The sequence below is a fragment of the Constantimarinum furrinae genome, assembly GCF_014295415.1.
GTDB lineage: Bacteria > Bacteroidota > Bacteroidia > Flavobacteriales > Flavobacteriaceae > Constantimarinum > Constantimarinum furrinae.
Window position 1 is genome coordinate 522641 of the sequence record NZ_CP052909.1, and the last position, 17140, is coordinate 539780.

General features: G+C 41.8%; 20 protein-coding genes. 9 read left to right on the forward strand and 11 right to left on the reverse strand.

Translation table 11 applies throughout. The annotated features are described in order from the left end of the window. The first annotated feature begins 39 nt into the window (after nt 1-39). Nucleotides 40-714 carry an inorganic diphosphatase gene (locus tag ALE3EI_RS02440; RefSeq protein WP_186990486.1) on the forward strand — a complete coding sequence of 225 codons (675 nt, stop codon included), beginning with the start codon at nt 40-42 and terminating at the stop codon, nt 712-714. Here the strand turns inward: ALE3EI_RS02440 and ALE3EI_RS02445 are convergent. Beyond that, nucleotides 709-1503, reverse strand: a complete 795-nt coding sequence (locus tag ALE3EI_RS02445) for a hypothetical protein (RefSeq protein ID WP_186990488.1) — start codon at nt 1501-1503, stop codon at nt 709-711. The two genes, ALE3EI_RS02440 and ALE3EI_RS02445, sit on opposite strands and share 6 nt — an antisense overlap. Nucleotides 1504-1657: 154 nt before the next feature. Between ALE3EI_RS02445 and miaB the strand changes: the two genes are divergently transcribed. From miaB to groL, 7 genes are all read left to right on the forward strand, one after another. Then, nucleotides 1658-3103, forward strand: coding sequence for a tRNA (N6-isopentenyl adenosine(37)-C2)-methylthiotransferase MiaB (gene miaB, locus ALE3EI_RS02450; RefSeq protein ID WP_186990490.1), 1446 nt, complete (start codon nt 1658-1660; stop codon nt 3101-3103). 31 nt (nt 3104-3134) lie between these two features. After that, nucleotides 3135-4412: a sigma-54 interaction domain-containing protein gene (locus ALE3EI_RS02455; RefSeq protein ID WP_186990492.1), complete on the forward strand. Its 1278-nt coding sequence runs from the start codon at nt 3135-3137 to the stop codon at nt 4410-4412. 20 nt (nt 4413-4432) lie between these two features. Continuing rightward, complete coding sequence (locus tag ALE3EI_RS02460; protein WP_186990494.1) at nt 4433-4945, forward strand: LptE family protein; 513 nt, start codon at nt 4433-4435, stop codon at nt 4943-4945. Nucleotides 4946-4951: 6 nt separating this feature from the next. Continuing rightward, nucleotides 4952-5845 carry a hypothetical protein gene (locus ALE3EI_RS02465; protein WP_186990496.1) on the forward strand — a complete coding sequence of 298 codons (894 nt, stop codon included), beginning with the start codon at nt 4952-4954 and terminating at the stop codon, nt 5843-5845. A 5-nt stretch (nt 5846-5850) separates the two neighbouring features. Continuing rightward, entirely contained in the window at nt 5851-6198 is a 348-nt protein-coding gene (gene secG / locus ALE3EI_RS02470) for a preprotein translocase subunit SecG (RefSeq protein WP_186990498.1), read from the forward strand. A 146-nt stretch (nt 6199-6344) separates the two neighbouring features. Then, nucleotides 6345-6620, forward strand: a complete 276-nt coding sequence (locus ALE3EI_RS02475) for a co-chaperone GroES (RefSeq protein WP_186990500.1) — start codon at nt 6345-6347, stop codon at nt 6618-6620. A gap of 94 nt (nt 6621-6714) precedes the next feature. Then, the gene (gene groL / locus ALE3EI_RS02480; protein ID WP_186990502.1) at nt 6715-8346 is read left to right on the forward strand and encodes a chaperonin GroEL; all 1632 of its coding nucleotides are present in this window, start codon (nt 6715-6717) and stop codon (nt 8344-8346) included. A gap of 263 nt (nt 8347-8609) precedes the next feature. On the opposite strand, the gene ALE3EI_RS02485 is transcribed toward groL, so the two are convergent. From ALE3EI_RS02485 to xrtF, 10 genes are all read right to left on the reverse strand, one after another. Further along, nucleotides 8610-8822 carry a hypothetical protein gene (locus ALE3EI_RS02485; protein WP_186990504.1) on the reverse strand — a complete coding sequence of 71 codons (213 nt, stop codon included), beginning with the start codon at nt 8820-8822 and terminating at the stop codon, nt 8610-8612. A gap of 279 nt (nt 8823-9101) precedes the next feature. Continuing rightward, a complete protein-coding gene (locus tag ALE3EI_RS02490) occupies nt 9102-9422 on the reverse strand; it encodes a four-helix bundle copper-binding protein (protein ID WP_186990506.1) in 321 nt (106 codons plus the stop codon). Between the two features lie 87 nt (nt 9423-9509). Then, nucleotides 9510-12011: a heavy metal translocating P-type ATPase gene (locus ALE3EI_RS02495; protein WP_186990508.1), complete on the reverse strand. Its 2502-nt coding sequence runs from the start codon at nt 12009-12011 to the stop codon at nt 9510-9512. Between the two features lie 37 nt (nt 12012-12048). Continuing rightward, the gene (locus tag ALE3EI_RS02500; protein WP_186990510.1) at nt 12049-12924 is read right to left on the reverse strand and encodes an NHL repeat-containing protein; all 876 of its coding nucleotides are present in this window, start codon (nt 12922-12924) and stop codon (nt 12049-12051) included. Nucleotides 12925-12988: 64 nt separating this feature from the next. Further along, entirely contained in the window at nt 12989-13618 is a 630-nt protein-coding gene (locus ALE3EI_RS02505) for a heavy-metal-associated domain-containing protein (protein ID WP_186990512.1), read from the reverse strand. A 24-nt stretch (nt 13619-13642) separates the two neighbouring features. Then, a complete protein-coding gene (locus ALE3EI_RS02510; protein ID WP_186990514.1) occupies nt 13643-14431 on the reverse strand; it encodes a hypothetical protein in 789 nt (262 codons plus the stop codon). 89 nt (nt 14432-14520) lie between these two features. Then, nucleotides 14521-14925 (reverse strand): HYC_CC_PP family protein, encoded by a 405-nt coding sequence (locus tag ALE3EI_RS02515; RefSeq protein WP_186990516.1) that lies wholly within the window; start codon nt 14923-14925, stop codon nt 14521-14523. A gap of 47 nt (nt 14926-14972) precedes the next feature. Continuing rightward, nucleotides 14973-15533, reverse strand: coding sequence for a DUF3347 domain-containing protein (locus tag ALE3EI_RS02520; protein ID WP_186990518.1), 561 nt, complete (start codon nt 15531-15533; stop codon nt 14973-14975). Nucleotides 15534-15569: 36 nt separating this feature from the next. Next, nucleotides 15570-15995, reverse strand: coding sequence for an exosortase F system-associated membrane protein (locus ALE3EI_RS02525; protein ID WP_186990520.1), 426 nt, complete (start codon nt 15993-15995; stop codon nt 15570-15572). Further along, on the reverse strand, nt 15988-16536 hold the full coding sequence (gene xrtF / locus ALE3EI_RS02530) for an exosortase family protein XrtF (protein ID WP_186990522.1): 549 nt from the start codon (nt 16534-16536) through the stop codon (nt 15988-15990). The genes ALE3EI_RS02525 and xrtF overlap by 8 nt, the downstream gene beginning before the upstream one ends. 89 nt (nt 16537-16625) lie before the next feature. Between xrtF and ALE3EI_RS02535 the strand changes: the two genes are divergently transcribed. Beyond that, the gene (locus ALE3EI_RS02535) at nt 16626-17081 is read left to right on the forward strand and encodes a GAF domain-containing protein (protein ID WP_186990525.1); all 456 of its coding nucleotides are present in this window, start codon (nt 16626-16628) and stop codon (nt 17079-17081) included. The last annotated feature ends 59 nt before the right edge of the window (nt 17082-17140 follow it).

Here is a 17140-nt window from a genome sequence, read left to right on the forward strand (position 1 = left end):
CTACCTTGATTCAAGTGATTTTTTTAGCACTGATTAACAATGAAGAACAAAAGGAAAAGCACGTTTAAATTCACTTCCCGAAAGATATACTTTCAGGAGCATCTGTCTTCCTTACCGTGGCTGGTGATAAGTGCGTTTTTGTTTTTTAACTGCAGTCCTGCTGAAAAAATCTCAACACTTTCAACATTCTCGGACACCGCAATGGTGAACTGCATTATTGAAATTCCGGCAGGAACAAATAAAAAGATCGAGTATAATAAGATCGAAAAGGAATTTGTAACCGATCAGCGTGACGGTGGAGACAGAGTGATTTCCTATTTACCCTATCCCGGTAATTACGGCTTTATTGCGGCCACTTACTCAGATCCTGCGAAGGGTGGTGACGGAGACCCGCTGGATGTTATGGTAATTTGCGAGGCACTTCCCACAGGCACTATTTTAGAAGCCATTCCCATTGCTGTATTGAGACTTATTGATAATGGTGAAGCAGATTTTAAGGTGATATGTATTCCCGCCGAAAAAGAAAAACGCACTATGGATGCGGTAACATTCTCTGAATTTTCTTATAAATACCCCGAAGCATTATCCGTTTTAGAAAGCTGGTTCAGAAATTACGATTCACATGACAACACTCATATAGAAGGATGGGGCGATGAAAAAGAGGCGCTTATAGAAATCCTAAAAACTACTAATCACAAAAAGAAGGACTTATAGATCTGTTTCAAGTAAGTTTTTATCTGTTGGATCTTCAAATCCAATAGTATCCTTATATACGTAATACATGGGTATATGTACAAAATAGGCAGTAAAAAAGAGGCCCACAAAACACAATAAAATCCCAATTTGAGCGATCATGCTCGAAATTATTATGAGTCCGAATATTGTCAACCAATATTTATTTCCCAACTTAAAACTCATTTTTATTACACTGGAAACCGACAATCCGGGATTAAAGGCAAAGAACACAACAATTAACTGAAGTGGGACCATTACATAAATGATTGGAAAAAAGCACAGCAGGGTTGCGAGAATCGAGATTCCGAAGGTTGCCAATGACATTACAAATAGTTTCATATAATTGCCCTTAAGACAGGAAAAATACCCTCCCGTCTCCTCCAATGATCCTGTGTCTATCTTTTTCAAGACCTTAAAGTAATGCGCAATAATTCCGTAGGCAATGGCCTGAACCAACAATATTACGAGAAAGACTATAAGAAAATACACTATAAGCATAGGAATTACGAGCTCGGGATCATGTTGATCCATATAATTGAACTCATTGTAGTGGCCAGCATTTTCAACACTCGATAAATAAAAAATAAAGAGGACATATGGAATATAGGTAATAATTATTACCGGCAGGACGACGGCTACGGTCACCAAAGCATGATACAGAGTTTGTTCCCATGACTTTTTAAAAAGTTCAAAACTTTTCGACAAAATATCTCCAAAATCTGGAGCCGAAGATCTTTCAATTTTCGATTTTAACTGGTTTTCGGTCATAGTAGTTGGTTTGTTACATAGGTAGTTAAAAATACTAAAAAGTTACCTGTCAATTTGTCATAAACGTCAATTAAATTGTATCTTTGCATCCGCCCATGCGCAAGCTGGCGTTATTATTGACGAAAAGGAAACAACGAATACCTCGATGTACCGTATGGAAGAGAAGATCATAGATGAAACAAAGCAGGGTGAAGCCCTGGTTCTGGAAAACAGCAGCGCTAATTCCCGAAAATTGTATCTGGAGAGTTATGGTTGTCAGATGAATTTCAGTGACAGCGAGATCGTAGCCTCTATATTAGCGAAAGAAGGCTATAATACAACCTCACTAATGGAGGAAGCCGATCTTGTACTCGTCAATACGTGCTCTATTCGTGATAAAGCTGAACAGACCGTTAGAAAGCGTCTTGAAAAATACAATGCCGTAAAGAAGATCAATCCGAAGATGAAAGTAGGAGTTCTAGGCTGTATGGCCGAACGCCTTAAGAGTAAATTTCTGGAGGAAGAAAAGATCGTAGATATGGTAGTTGGCCCCGACGCCTATAAGGATCTACCTAATCTACTGGAGGAAGTGGAAGCCGGACGAGACGCAGTTAATGTCGTGCTTTCAAAAGATGAAACCTATGGAGATATTTCTCCGGTACGTCTGGACACCAACGGTATAAATGCATTGGTAAGTATCACCCGGGGTTGTGACAATATGTGTACCTTTTGTGTGGTTCCCTTTACTCGCGGAAGAGAACGCAGCCGAAACCCGAAAAGTATTCTGGAAGAAGTAAATGATCTGGCGCGCAAAGGCTATAAAGAGATCACTTTACTGGGGCAGAATGTGGACAGTTATTTATGGTATGGCGGCGGACTCAAAAAAGATTTTAAAAATGCCTCCGAAATGCAACAGGCTACTGCTACAGATTTTGCTCAGTTGCTCGAAATGGTCGCCGTGGCTCAGCCCGGAATGCGAATTCGGTTTTCAACTTCGAATCCGCAGGATATGACAGAAGATGTTCTGCATACCATGGCAAAGTATAAGAACATTTGCAATCATATTCATTTACCGGTTCAGAGTGGAAGCACCAGGATCCTAAAGGAAATGAACCGACAGCACACCCGTGAGGAGTATATAAAACTAATAGACCGCATTAATGAAATTATTCCCGATTGCGGAATTTCTCAGGATCTTATCGCCGGATTTCCTACGGAAACAGAAGAAGACCATCAGGATACCCTTAGCTTGATGGAATATGTAAAGTATTATTTCGGATTTATGTTTACTTATTCCGAACGCCCCGGAACCATGGCCGCACGAAAACTAGAAGATGATGTCCCAGAAGCCGTTAAGAAAAGACGCCTCACCGAGATCGTCGACATGCAAAGAAAACACAGTGCGTATCGCACTCAACAGTTTTTAGGCAAAACTGTGGAAGTTCTAATAGAACGAGAGTCGAAAAAAAGTACTACTGACTGGAGTGGTAGAAGCGAGCAAAGTCTGGTGGTTGTGTTTCCTAAAGAACACTATAAACCGGGCGATTTTGTACAAGTAAAAATAACCGATTGTACCAGTGCGACTCTAATCGGGGAAGCAGTTGGACAAAGTAAATTGTAACTAATAAATAACTAAACTTTTAACTCGAAAAGTGGAAAGCGTACAAGCGATAAAACAACGATTTGGAATTATTGGGAACGATCCTAAGCTTAATCGTGCCGTAGAGAAAGCCATACAAGTGGCTCCTACCGATATTTCGGTGTTGGTTACAGGGGAAAGTGGTGTTGGGAAGGAAAGCATCCCGAAGATCATACATTCGCTTTCTCACCGCAAACACGGAAAATATATAGCCGTGAATTGTGGAGCTATCCCTGAAGGAACTATAGATAGTGAATTGTTTGGACATGAAAAAGGCTCCTTTACGGGTGCGACTGCCACCCGAAGCGGTTATTTTGAAGTGGCCGACGGCGGAACGATTTTTCTGGATGAAGTGGGAGAACTTCCCTTACCCACTCAGGTCCGACTTTTACGGGTTCTTGAAAACGGCGAGTTTATTAAAGTAGGGTCTTCAAAATCACAAAAAACCGATGTACGCATCGTAGCAGCGACCAATGTAAAGATGGTCGAGGCCATTGAAAAGGGAAAATTCAGGGAAGATCTGTATTATCGTTTAAGCACGGTTGACATCAACTTACCTCCGCTGCGGGAACGGTCTGAGGATATTCATCTATTGTTCAGAAAATTTGCAGCCGATTTCGCACAGAAGTATAAAATGCCCACCATTCGGTTAGATGAGGCCGCTTCGGGATTATTGCTTCAGTATCGCTGGGGTGGAAATATCCGTCAGTTGCGAAATGTGGCCGAGCAGATCTCTGTTCTGGAACAGGATCGAAATATTACTTACAGCACACTTAGGCATTATCTGCCCGATGTTGGGAGTCAGTTGCCGGCCGTGATCAATTCCAAAAAACAGCAAAGCGATTTCAGTAGTGAAAGAGAGATCCTGTATAAAGTGTTATTCGACATGCAACGGGATGTAAATGATTTGAAAAAACTTACTCTGGAACTTATGAATAGTGGAAACGCATCAAAGGTAAAAGAGGAAAATTCGAAGTTGATCAAAAAGATATATTCCGAAGAAAACAACCGTGAAGAAGAACTGGCTGCGATAGTGGATGAAGAAAATGATACTGCCCCCAGCGATGTGGAAGTTCTTAATATTCCGTCCAAACCTGAAGAAACAAAAAAAGGGAATTACGACTTTGCCGAAGAGATCCAGGAGGAAGAAAATTTATCGCTTCAGGAAAAGGAGTTGGAACTCATTAAAAAATCCCTTGAAAAATATAAAGGAAAACGAAAGGATGCTGCAGACGAACTGGGAATTTCGGAACGTACCCTGTATCGCAAGATCAAACAATATAATTTGTAATTTACCGCTATAGGAACGCTATGAGGATTCTTAAAATTTTTAGCCTGCTTTTAATATTGGTTACGATACTTCAGGGGTGTAAATTCTATTCGTTTACCGGAGCAGATATCGATTATTCCACGACAAAAACCTATCAGGTAAATTATTTTCAGAACAATGCTCCTATTGTAGAACCGGGGATCGCGAGGGATTTTACGCTAAAACTGCAGGATCTTATCTTAAATCAGACGAGCCTGGATCTGGTAAACAACAATGGAGATCTTGTGTATGAAGGCGAGATCACCGAATACTATATCAGCCCCATTACGGCCACCTCACAAAGTACGGCCGCACAAAACCGACTCACGGTGAGTATTAATGTTCGGTTTTATAATACTAAGAATGTGGAAAAGGATTTCGAGAAGCGATTTTCCTTTTATTTCGACTATGCCGGAGGGACGCAACTCACGGGATCGCAACTGGACGATGCGCTAAATGTGATCTTTGAGCGAATTTCACAGGATGTTTTTAATGCCTCACTGGCAAACTGGTAATTTATTTTGAACACAAAAAGCTATACATATCTGCTTGCGAATCCGCAGGAATTTAACGTCTCTAATCTGGAGGAGCTGGCGGCTGTGATAGAAAAATATCCCTACTTTCAAAGCGCACGGGCGCTGCAATTGAAAGGGCTTCACAATACAGACAGTTATTTATACAACGATGCCCTTAGGAAAACAGCCGCCTATACAGCAGATCGTGATGTGCTGTTCGATTATATTACTTCGGAACGATTTTCACAGAATGAAATTTCTAAGACTATCCTGGAGCAGGAAGACCCTGTAATGAAGATGGACGTAGTAACTGAAGATCTTTCGGAAGAAGTAAGTTTGGAGCTTGACAAGCAGATAAAAGCTGAGCTTAAAAAGGCCGAAGCCATATTAAATCCTGAGTTATTTCAGCGTAAATTAGAATCGGTAAAAGAGATTGTTACCTCAAAAACCGAAACTTCTGATGCTGAAGAAATCCTTCAGACCGACAAACCTTTAGAATTTAAGAAAGATGACACCCATTCTTTCAGTGAATGGTTAAAGTTGACCAGCGCTACACCCATCGACCGTACCCCTCCTTCCGAAGCAAAGAAACAGAAGACTGAAGAAACTGCGGAGGCTCAAAATGATAAGGACAAAAAGTTCGAGTTGATCGACAAATTTATTCAGAAGCGTCCCCGTCTTGCACCCACCAGAAATGAAGAAAACCAGAAAGATCTTTCAGAACCATTTATACAAACTCCTGAAGCCTTGATGACAGAGACTTTGGCGAAGGTCTATGTACAGCAAAAGAATTACGAGAAAGCCTTACAGGCGTATAAAATTTTAATTTTGAAATATCCCGAAAAAAGTGGTTTCTTTGCAGACCAAATTCGGGCAATAAAAAATTTGAATACTAAATAGGAATTATGAGCACGTTTACAATATTTTTAATTTTAATTATTTTCGTGGCCTTTTTACTGGTCGTGGTAGTAATGGTACAGAATCCAAAAGGCGGCGGACTATCTTCATCTTTTGGAGGTGGCGGAAGTCAGCAACTGGGAGGTGTACAAAAAACCACCGATTTCTTGGACAAGAGTACCTGGACACTGGCAACCTTATTGCTGGTATTGATCCTGTTATCCAGTATCCCGTTAATGGGTGGTACAGGAACCGGTGACGTTGATCCTGTAAACACTACGAATGTTCCTGTAACTCCGGTACCCGGTGCCGCAGGAGACACCAACACTTCGGGAGAGCCTGAGACCAATCAGTAATCTGTCGTGAACCTATAACATATCGGTGCCAGCTTGTCATAAGCTGGCATTTTTTGTTTCAAAATGTCAGTTTTATTGCAATGGCATAATTTCTGCCAATTACAGAATCAAAAAAATAATAATAACCATATAAAAACATATTGAAAATGGCATTAAAAATTCAACCACTTTCAGACAGGGTTTTGGTAGAGCCACAGGAGGCTGAAACCAAAACTGCTTCGGGAATCTATATTCCGGATTCGGCTAAAGAAAAACCACAACGCGGAAAAGTGATCGCTGTTGGAAAAGGCAAAAAAGATCACGATATGACCGTAAAAAAAGGAGATATTGTCCTGTACGGAAAATATTCGGGCAGTGAATTAAAGCTGGACGGTAAAGACTATCTCATTATGCGTGAAGACGACATCCTTGCAATCGTGTAAGGGTCGATCCATGTAATTTCACCAAAATCATTAAAATAAAAACTAAGTTAACAGCGCTTAAAGCAAACCGCTTAAAGCCTAAAGTAATTTAAAAATGGCAAAAGATATAAAATTTGATGTAGAAGCACGCGACGCCATAAAGCGCGGTGTAGACGCATTGGCGAACGCAGTAAAAGTAACATTGGGACCTAAAGGAAGAAATGTTATTATCAGTAAAAGTTTTGGAGCTCCGCAAGTGACCAAGGACGGAGTAACCGTAGCAAAAGAAATTGAACTTGAGGATGCACTTGAGAATATGGGTGCACAGATGGTGAAGGAAGTGGCTTCCAAAACCAACGATCTTGCAGGTGATGGTACAACTACGGCAACTGTGTTAGCACAGGCTATCGTTAAAGAAGGATTAAAAAACGTTGCTGCAGGAGCAAACCCTATGGACCTGAAGCGCGGAATCGACAAAGCTGTTGAAGCTATTGTAAAGGATCTTGAAAAGCAGGCGACCAAAGTTGGAAACTCTTCCGACAAGATCAAGCAGGTAGCTTCGATTTCGGCAAACAACGACGACCAGATTGGTGATCTTATCGCCAAGGCTTTCGACAAAGTTGGAAAAGAAGGGGTCATCACTGTAGAAGAAGCAAAAGGAACAGAAACCTATGTGGATGTGGTGGAAGGAATGCAATTTGACCGCGGATATCTGTCACCGTATTTTGTGACCGACAGTGAGAAAATGCAAACCGAGCTTGAAAATCCGATGATCCTCTTATACGACAAAAAAATCTCCTCTATGAAGGATCTGCTTCCTATTCTGGAGCCGGTAGCACAACAAGGGAAATCTTTGCTTATCGTGGCTGAAGATGTAGACGGAGAGGCGCTTGCTACTTTAGTAGTGAACAAACTTAGAGGTTCTCTGAAGATCGCCGCAGTAAAAGCTCCGGGCTTTGGTGACCGCAGAAAAGCAATGCTGGAAGATATTGCTATTCTAACCGGCGGAACCGTGATCGCAGAAGAGCGCGGGTTCACTCTGGAGAATGCTACGGTAGATATGTTGGGATCTGCTCAAACCGTGACCATTGATAAGGATAATACCACAATCGTAAACGGTGCAGGTTCGAAAAGTAACATCAAGACTCGTGTCAACCAGATAAAATCGCAGATAGAATCCACAACCAGTGATTACGACAAAGAGAAGCTTCAGGAGCGCTTGGCAAAACTTGCCGGCGGGGTCGCTGTACTTTACGTAGGGGCGGCTTCCGAAGTAGAAATGAAAGAGAAAAAAGACCGTGTGGATGATGCATTGCACGCTACGAGAGCAGCCGTTGAAGAAGGTATCGTTGCCGGAGGTGGTGTAGCACTGGTACGCGCTAAGGCTGTCCTGGAAAAATTAACTACAGATACGTTAGACGAATCTACCGGGATTCAGATCGTGGCAAAAGCGATAGAATCACCTTTGCGTACTATCGTGGAAAATGCAGGAGGAGAAGGATCGGTAGTGATCAACAAGGTTCAGGAAGGCAAAAAGGACTACGGTTATGATGCCAAAACCGAATCTTATGTAGACATGCTAAAAGCCGGGATCATCGATCCTAAGAAGGTTACCCGAATCGCACTAGAAAATGCAGCTTCGGTAGCAGGAATGATCCTTACTACAGAATGTGCTTTAGTAGACATTAAAGAAGACGCTCCTGCGATGCCCCCAATGGGAGGCGGAGGAATGCCCGGTATGATGTAGGCGTGAAATCCAGATTTCGACGCTGGAAATAATAGTTACTTATTTAAAAGACCTCGGCTAATCGTCGGGGTCTTTTCAGTAATACTGTAATATCTGCTCAATAGCCTCAATAACTTAACCTGTTTAAATTGCTTAACTAGTGCTTTTATAGATCCGTAAACAACGCAGTAAGGATTTGTTCGGAATAAGATCGTAAGGATGTCCTACGGATACAAATTGTCACGACAACCTAATGAGCGAGCGAAATGGACAAATGTAACGGCTTAATCTTTCGGTTTTCGGATTAAACTGTAAAGTGATAGCGCCACCAGGGTGATCACAAGCGGATACAGCACAAACAAATCTACTCGTATCACATCCGCTCCCCCATCGGGTCGGGCTAGCATCCAATCGTGCATATAACTACTCCAAACCACCGCAAAAATGATCACTACAATGGTAATGGCGTACAATAGAAAAAGTTTGGTGGATTTCATGTTGTGTAAAAATATAAAAACCGCTCTGTTTAGGAGCGGTCTTGTTTGTTTTTTTAATAAGGTTTATACGAAATAAACCATCGAGAATTACTTCTTTTTAGAAGCAGTCTGAGTACCCTTTTTAGCTGGAGCTTTTGGAGCTTTCTTAGCTTGAGGCTTACTGTTTGACTTTGGTGTTGCCATAATTAATTATATTTAAATAACTAAGTAAATGTACATCAGAATTTGACTCGTGATGATTTTATTGGCTAAAAATTAACTAAAAAATAATCACTTATTTTAGGCCAAAAATTCCTTGCATGCCTCAACGCAATCACGACAGGCTTTTGCACATTCCTGGCAGTGATCGTGCTCGTGTTTTCCACATTCATCGGCACAGTCGTTACAAACCTCGATACAGTATTTTACTAGTGCGTTGACATTGGTATAACCTGTAGAAAGCACCTGATTTAAAGTACTGCAAACTTCGGCACAAACACGGTCTGTACGTATACAGTTTGCCATCATTTTTACATTTTCTTCATCTAAACAAGCATCGGCACAATAATTACAATGATTGATGCAATTTCCCAGTGCGTGTATTAATTTTTCGTTTCTCATGACATATAATTTTTGTTATCTCTTAAAAGTATAGGATAACAGATCAAAAATGTCTTAAAGTCCTGATAAGGTTTTGTTATAATAATACTATTTAAGACGTATAGATCTTAATCGTAACGCATTTGCAATAACCGATACCGAACTGAAGCTCATCGCCAGTGCTGCGATCATTGGTGAGAGTAATATTCCGAAGATGGGAAATAATACTCCGGCGGCCACAGGAACCCCTAAGGTATTATAGATAAGGGCGAAAAACAGATTCTGTTTAATATTTCGCATTACCTTTTCACTCAACGTAAAAGCCTTTACGATACCCTGTAAGTCTCCTTTAACGAGCGTAATTCCTGCACTCTCTATGGCAACATCGGTTCCGGTGCCCATGGCAATTCCTACATCACTTTTGGCCAAGGCCGGAGCGTCATTGATCCCATCCCCGGCCATGGCAACCTTTTTACCTTCCTTTTGATATCTCTCTACCTCTTCCAGTTTTTGCTTCGGAAGTACTTCAGCTTTAAAATGCTTTATATTGAGTTCGTTCGCTACTGCTCTTGCCGTATCTTCATTGTCTCCGGTTAACATGATCACCTCTATTCCCTTTTTCTGAAGTGTCGCTATTGCTTCCTTACTTGTACTTTTTATGGCATCCGAGATCACCACATAGCCCACGACCGTATTATCGACAGCCACCATAGGTACGGTTTTTCCCTTTTTTTGCTGCTGAAGGATTTCCACTTGAAGCTTTTCGGGTACAGCAGCTTTAACATCCTCCATTAACTTTTGGTTCCCAACCGCTACCTTCTTGCCGTGTACTTCACCGGTAACCCCCTTGCCTGTTACAGCATCGAAATCTGTAGCCTCTAAAACTTCTATATCTTTCATTTTACCGTGTTGTACCGTGGCTTCTGCCAGGGGATGCTCACTTAAACTGTTCAAGGAGACAACAAATTGAAGCACTTCTTTTTCTGAAAATCCTCCTTCAGAAACTCCTACTTTTTCTACCGACGGTGTTCCTTCGGTAATTGTGCCGGTCTTATCGATAATAAGAACCTCAACTTTATTGAGCGTTTCCAACGCCTCGGCATTTTTGATCAATACGCCGTTCTGAGCTCCTTTACCAACGCCAACCATCACCGACATGGGTGTGGCGAGTCCCAAGGCACACGGACACGCAATGATCAACACCGCAATGGCATTTACGAGTGCAAAAACATAAGCCGGATCGGGTCCGAATATCGCCCAGACAACAAAAGTAATTATCGAAACAAGCACAACGATAGGCACAAAATACCCCGAAATGGTATCGGCCAATTTTTGAATTGGCGCCCTGCTCCTACTGGCGTTATTTACCATCTGAATGATCTGCGCCAATAAAGTTTCCGAACCTACCTTTTCGGCCTTCATCTCGAACGAACGATTGCCGTTAATGGTCCCCGAACTCACCCCATCTCCTTCCCTCTTATTTACAGGAACCGGTTCTCCGGAGATCATCGACTCATCTACCGAAGTTTCTCCTTTGGTGATGCTTCCGTCAACAGGAATCTTTTCTCCGGGTTTTACCCGCAACACATCGCCTTTGGAAATTTCATCTATAGCAATCTCCTCCTCTGTACCATTCACAATGCGAATGGCCTTGTTGGGAGCAAGTTTCAGTAATTCCTTTACCGCCGAATTGGTGCGCTGATGTGCCCGTGCTTCCAAAAGCTGCCCCAATAGCACCAGAGTGAGAATAACGGTTGCGGCTTCAAAATAGACATGGACCGTCCCGGCTTCCGTTTTAAACTGAGCAGGGAAAATATCCGGAAAAAGCATTCCGAAGACACTAAACAACCAGGCGACCCCAGCCCCGATCCCGATAAGCGTGAACATATTGAGATTCCACGTCTTGACCGAACGATACGCTCGTTCAAAAAACATCCAGGTAGCGTAAAATACAACCGGTATCGACAATCCAAACTGAACCCAGTTCCAATATTTCATGGGCATCCAGGTGTAAATCGGATTGTTGTGCACCATTTCGGACATGGCGATCAAAAATATAGGCAACGTAAATCCAAGCGCGATCCAGAATTTTCTCCGAAGAATTTTATACGATTTGTTCTCGTCAGATTCCTGCGGCTCCATAGCTACCAGATTCATACCGCAAATGGGGCAATCACCGGGTTCATCCCTTACTACTTCGGGATGCATCGGGCAAGTATACTGAGTTTGGGAAGTTCTCATCATACTCACTTCTTCCACCAGATCCATCCCACAAACCGGACAATCCCCCGGAGCATCATAGGTTTTTTCACCCTCACAATGCATGGGACAATAATACGTCCCTGTACCTTTCCCTTTCGGCATCTTCTCTTTGTGAGGTATATGCTGCTGTTCGTGGCCCGGTAAGGTAATGGAATACCGCGCGCCTTTTTCCTGTAAAGCCTGCTGTAAAACCTCCAGAGGAATATGAGAATCCATCTCAATGGTCGCTTCAGCCTTCTCAAGATCCACAAACGCCTTAGCAACGCCTTTGATCCCGGTTAAAACATCTTCCACGTGCTGTCTGCATCCTTGACAGGTCATTCCGTGGATTTGATAATCGTGCTTCATGGTCTCAGGTTTTAAGCGTCATATCAAATGGCGCTATCTAATGATCGTGATCATGATGGTCATGATCTTCATGCTCTCCATCGGGATTGGCAACGATTTCCTTCCATTCAAAGACATTAATTTTACCATTTCGGTAATTAATAACATGCAATTTGTCATTGATAAGAATAAGATCGGTTGGCTTTGCAATATTTTCTGAAACCTCCTGCTGCAAAACACCTTGGTGATCAAAAACAAGAATTCGGTCGTTTTCAAAATCGGTTACAAATACGTTCATATCTGAAACATAAATTCCGGTTGCCGCATTCATCTTCTGGTCGGCACCCATTTGCTGAAGATATTTACCGGTCTTATCGAAAGCCTGTATGCGGTTGTTATAGGCATCTGCCACCCAGATACGATCCTCGGTTATCTGTACGTCGGTAGGATAGTAGAATTCTCCTTCGGCCTTCCCTTCCTTTCCGAAGGAGATCCAGTCCTGTCCTGTTTCAGAATATAAGATTCTGTTGTTATAGAAGTCGGCAATCGCAATTTCGGTACCTCGCCGCCACACTCCTGCTGGAGCATCCAGACTGTCCTCAATTGCCATAATGTTTACAACATCCTCCTTCCATCTCATGATCTGGTCGTTTCCGTATTGGGGAATAACAACTTCCGAATTTTCAGAAGAGATATGCATGGGCCTATCCAAAGAATCGATCGTTTTTCTCACTTTACCGTTTTCATCGATAAGTACCACTCTGTTGTGATCGCCGTCACTTAGCCAGATCCCTTCAGCCGAATGCGCGATCCCAATGGGATTTACGCCTTCAGTTATTATAGTTTGTGATAATTGCCAGCTCTTTGGCTTTTCTTCCTGCTTACAGGAAAATAATGTAAATACGGCGGCTGCCGCGATGATAAGGTTTTTCATTTTTAATGCTTTAAAAAAATCATTCCGAAGAAGATCTGAACTCCTTCGGAATGAAACTTATTAATTATTGATCCAGACGTTCGTAAAGACAACATGCAGGTAAAGACTCGTAGGTATCCTTTGAAGCCTTGTGCGATTTTGTATCGTGACCCACTTTTGCAATGGCCTTTTCAATGGTTTCCAGATTAGCCACGTTCGAATCGAAAGTAACTTCCAGCATTTGGGTGTCCTTATCCCAGCTTGCTGTGCTTACCCCGTTAACCGTCTTGGCACTCTTTAGAATACGCGCCTCACACATTCCGCATTTTCCGGCGACAACGGTCGATTTGGTTACCAGTTTAGCACCTTCGGCCACCATGCTCTCTGAAACTCCTGAAGTTTCTACTTTCCCATTGGCTCTTACGATCTTTGCCGTGATAGGTGTATAACCTGCCTTTTCTACCTGTTGTTGAACGGCATCCATGGTAAGGTTCTTTTCGGAAGGATAGTTAAAGGAAAAGTTCCCTGTTTCGATCTCGATCTCCACATCTTTAATTCCTTTAAATTCCTTGAACTTCTTTTCCAATCCGTAGGCACAGAACGGACAACCTAGTCCGTCGACCTGAATAAGAAACTGATCCATCGATTTTTGAGCATTTGCTCCCATAACACTTACCAGTGCTACGATTACTGTAATAATTATTGATTTTTTCATTGTATTTATTTTTAAAAGTTTTTATTAAAATATATAACGTGTTCCCAGAAACACTGCATAATTAAGATCTCGTGTTGTTGAGTCTCTAAAATCCTGAATTAGCGGTAGCTGTACCGCTGCTTCCCAGGTCCATCTTTTTCGAGCATACTGAATTCCCTGTGCATAGAGCAACTGATATTCATTGAGTTCGGTAAAAGATTCACTGATATATTCAAAATATAAATTCAACTGATTCACCGGATACGTCGGTTTTAAAAGAGGAAGTCCGAAGCCTAATTTATAGACGAATTTGTCCATCTCTCCTTCGGGCGACCATTCGTATCCTACCTCATTGGAGACTCCTAATTTGAGTGATTCATACCCTCCAACGATTCCGTAGTAACCGGAATATTCTCCGGTACTCATCCCCTCTATATCCAGCTTTTCTCCTGTTGGAAGTGTTTGAAGGGTCTTGGCAACCATCCTGAACGTTTTCCCGGTACCATCCTTTCTATAGAATTGATATTTTCCGAGTACATTAATGTCTCCCAAAGTGCTTCCACTTCCTCTTCCCGAAGTGTCCGAAAAATCGTAATGTACGTATGGAAGGTGAACCGCCACCAAACTGTTGGAGGAGATTACATAATGCCCCATGATGGGAACATGAACAAAGGTGCCCTCGTCGGTATTCCGTATCTCAGTAAGGGTCTTGAACACTACGGTATTGCCTCCCAGCATTATCGGTTTATCTCCGGTAATTGGAGGTCCCTGGGCCAACGCAATTTGTGAGATCAGGATTGAAAGTATGGCTAAAAGCCTGTATTTAAAATGCATGTTTAGTTATGATTTAAGTGAACGAATAATTTTTCTGAAGAAAGTCAGAAATAGTCATCCTTGTAAAAAGGATCATCAATTCACATAGATCAAATTAGGAAGGTCTCGTACAGGATCTGAAGGTCCCGTTCGAGGGGTGGCGGATCATAATCCGCGAAGTTATTAGTCTTGTCCGGATAATTCTCCGGAGTTTGAAGTACAAAAACCGAAACAAAGGCTGTTACAAAATTCTTATCGAATTCGATATCGAAAGTTGCTTTCGAAAAAGTATTATCGGTCTCGACGTTTACATATTCGTTATCACAACAATCATGAGCTGCCGTTTCATCTTCACAACCTGGCATATCCATCGCCATGCCACAGGAGAGGTGCTTTTCACCCAAAGTAATTTCCGAGAGCATTTTATACTCCCCGCAAAAATGTTGCGCATAGGTAATACCGGTACTGCTCGCTAAAAGCAAGACCGACATGAGAATGGAAATTAGTTGTTTCATTACTGCAAATATACTTCAAAAATGAAGCCAGAATACTTAATTTTTTATTAATTCTGTTTGATCTCGGAATCTATACGCCCACATTTAAGCATTTTAGATCCAAAATAGGGGTTGTAAATGTCTTTGCTTTCACTTAACCAGTAAGCTCCGGTATTATTAAATGCCATAGGGCAGTATTGTTTATAGACGGTCCCCGATTCGATCGCCTTTTTAACCATGGGTTCCATCTCCCTAGTAACAATCTTAAAGGCCCTGCGCAGTTCTTCTATGTTTGAGGCATTCACCATATTGTCAGTGGCGTCGATGGCATTTGAGCCGGCATTGTGCTTTGCCAGCAATTTTTTAAGTTGAGATGCTCTGGCAGCAGCATTGGCAGGGTCTGTATACACCAGTGCCGTTTTCACTTCAATATATTTGGTGAAGATCTCTTTCATGCCCTCTTCCTCGAATTCTACATCTATGGGACCCTGAAGTGCTACTTCATCGCTTTTAAGCGGTTTCTGGGTGTCTACGGTGACGATTTCAGGTTCTTCATTTTTCTTTTCGTCGGCACAGGACACTAAAACAGTGAATCCTATGATTAGCAAGTACAGACTATATCTCTTCATGACTATTTTTTTGAAAGATCAAAGGTATAAATTTCTTCAGTATTTCTTCTGAAAATAGAAAGCAGGAATTAAAAGAAGTAGAAAAACCGGTTGAATTAAGAATCTTCGTACGTAGAAAAGTGCCATATGATTTCCTGCTTCCGAAGAATGAATTAAAAGATAAAAGGCGATCATAGCAACAATAAACAATAGCAAATAAAGAACTACGGAAAGCTCTAATATTTCTTTTTTCTGAAAGACCACCCATAAAATTGCCAGCGAGAGCACTGTATTGATCACAAAACGCAACCCTGTATGCAAGAGTAAACAAACTTCCGAAAGATCGGGTAAGGGATGTGTAGTATGATCGGTTTTAAAGAATTCCAGTAATGGATCATAGAACAGCACAGCCTCAAACATTCGGATGGCAACGAGACCTACCGTTAGGACAATAACCAAAAGTATCTGAACGGGTTTATTCATTAGTTTCGGTTTTATTAAGCATTTTTACCCAGAGCATCCAGAGCAGGAAGACCATGCCGTATATTAACCCCGGAAATACGACCCCGTGCAGGACCTTTTCATATTCGGGGTAATGGTATAAGGCAATAGCTAAAATTACGATCCTTAGGATGTTAATGGCATAGATCAAGACGGAACCCGCGAGAATAAAGAGCACGGTCTTTTTAAATTTTTGGGCAAAGGCGATCACAAAGGCAATAAATAAAATTATGATGCTTACCGAATTACACCCTTCTATGATTCGCGCTACATAGTCTCCGTTTACGATGAGTTTCATGGTAGGGTCCGTATTATGGGCAACGATCTCTGCATTATAATTTAGGCCCGAGATCACCGCCGTGCTTTGCCTGGCAACCAGATGTGTAACAAAATCCGGAGTATATAACCCACCTTTGGAAAAATTCAGATAAAGGCCGTACAGCAGGCTCAATAATAGATAAACCCCCAGAAACAGGAGTATAAAACGAATAACTGATTTATATTTTTTAAAGAGTTTCTTCAAGAATGTGACCTCAGATTTTAACAAAAATACAGCATTTCATTTTGGCAGTTGTTGACAATTTAAAATACATTTACTTAAAATTAAGAATCATGCCGTTCGATAAACTAAAACCTAAAGTCACTACTATACTTGCCAACGAAAGTGAATCCGTGGATGACCGACTCACCGAAGTATGCGAGTTATTACAAGCTTCGATAGGGTATTATGATTGGGTAGGCTTTTATTTTGCCAATCACGAAGCTCGCACATTACATCTCAGGGCTTTTGCGGGTGAACCTACCGATCATGTGGTAATTCCGTTTGGAAAAGGGATATGCGGACAGGTAGCCGAATCGAATGAAAATTTCGTGGTAGCCGATGTAAAAGCACAGAACAACTACATTGCCTGCAGCATGTATGTTAAGGCCGAGATCGTGATTCCCTTATTCAAGGACGGTGTGAATGTGGGACAGATAGATATTGATTCGCATATGGCAGATCCTTTTTCTCCGGAAGACGAGCGTTTTTTGGAATGGGTAAATGAGCGGGTTTCAGAGATTCTATAAGCTGTTAACTCTATTAATTGTAGTTGCATTTCACGAATCACAGTTCACGATTCACTTCA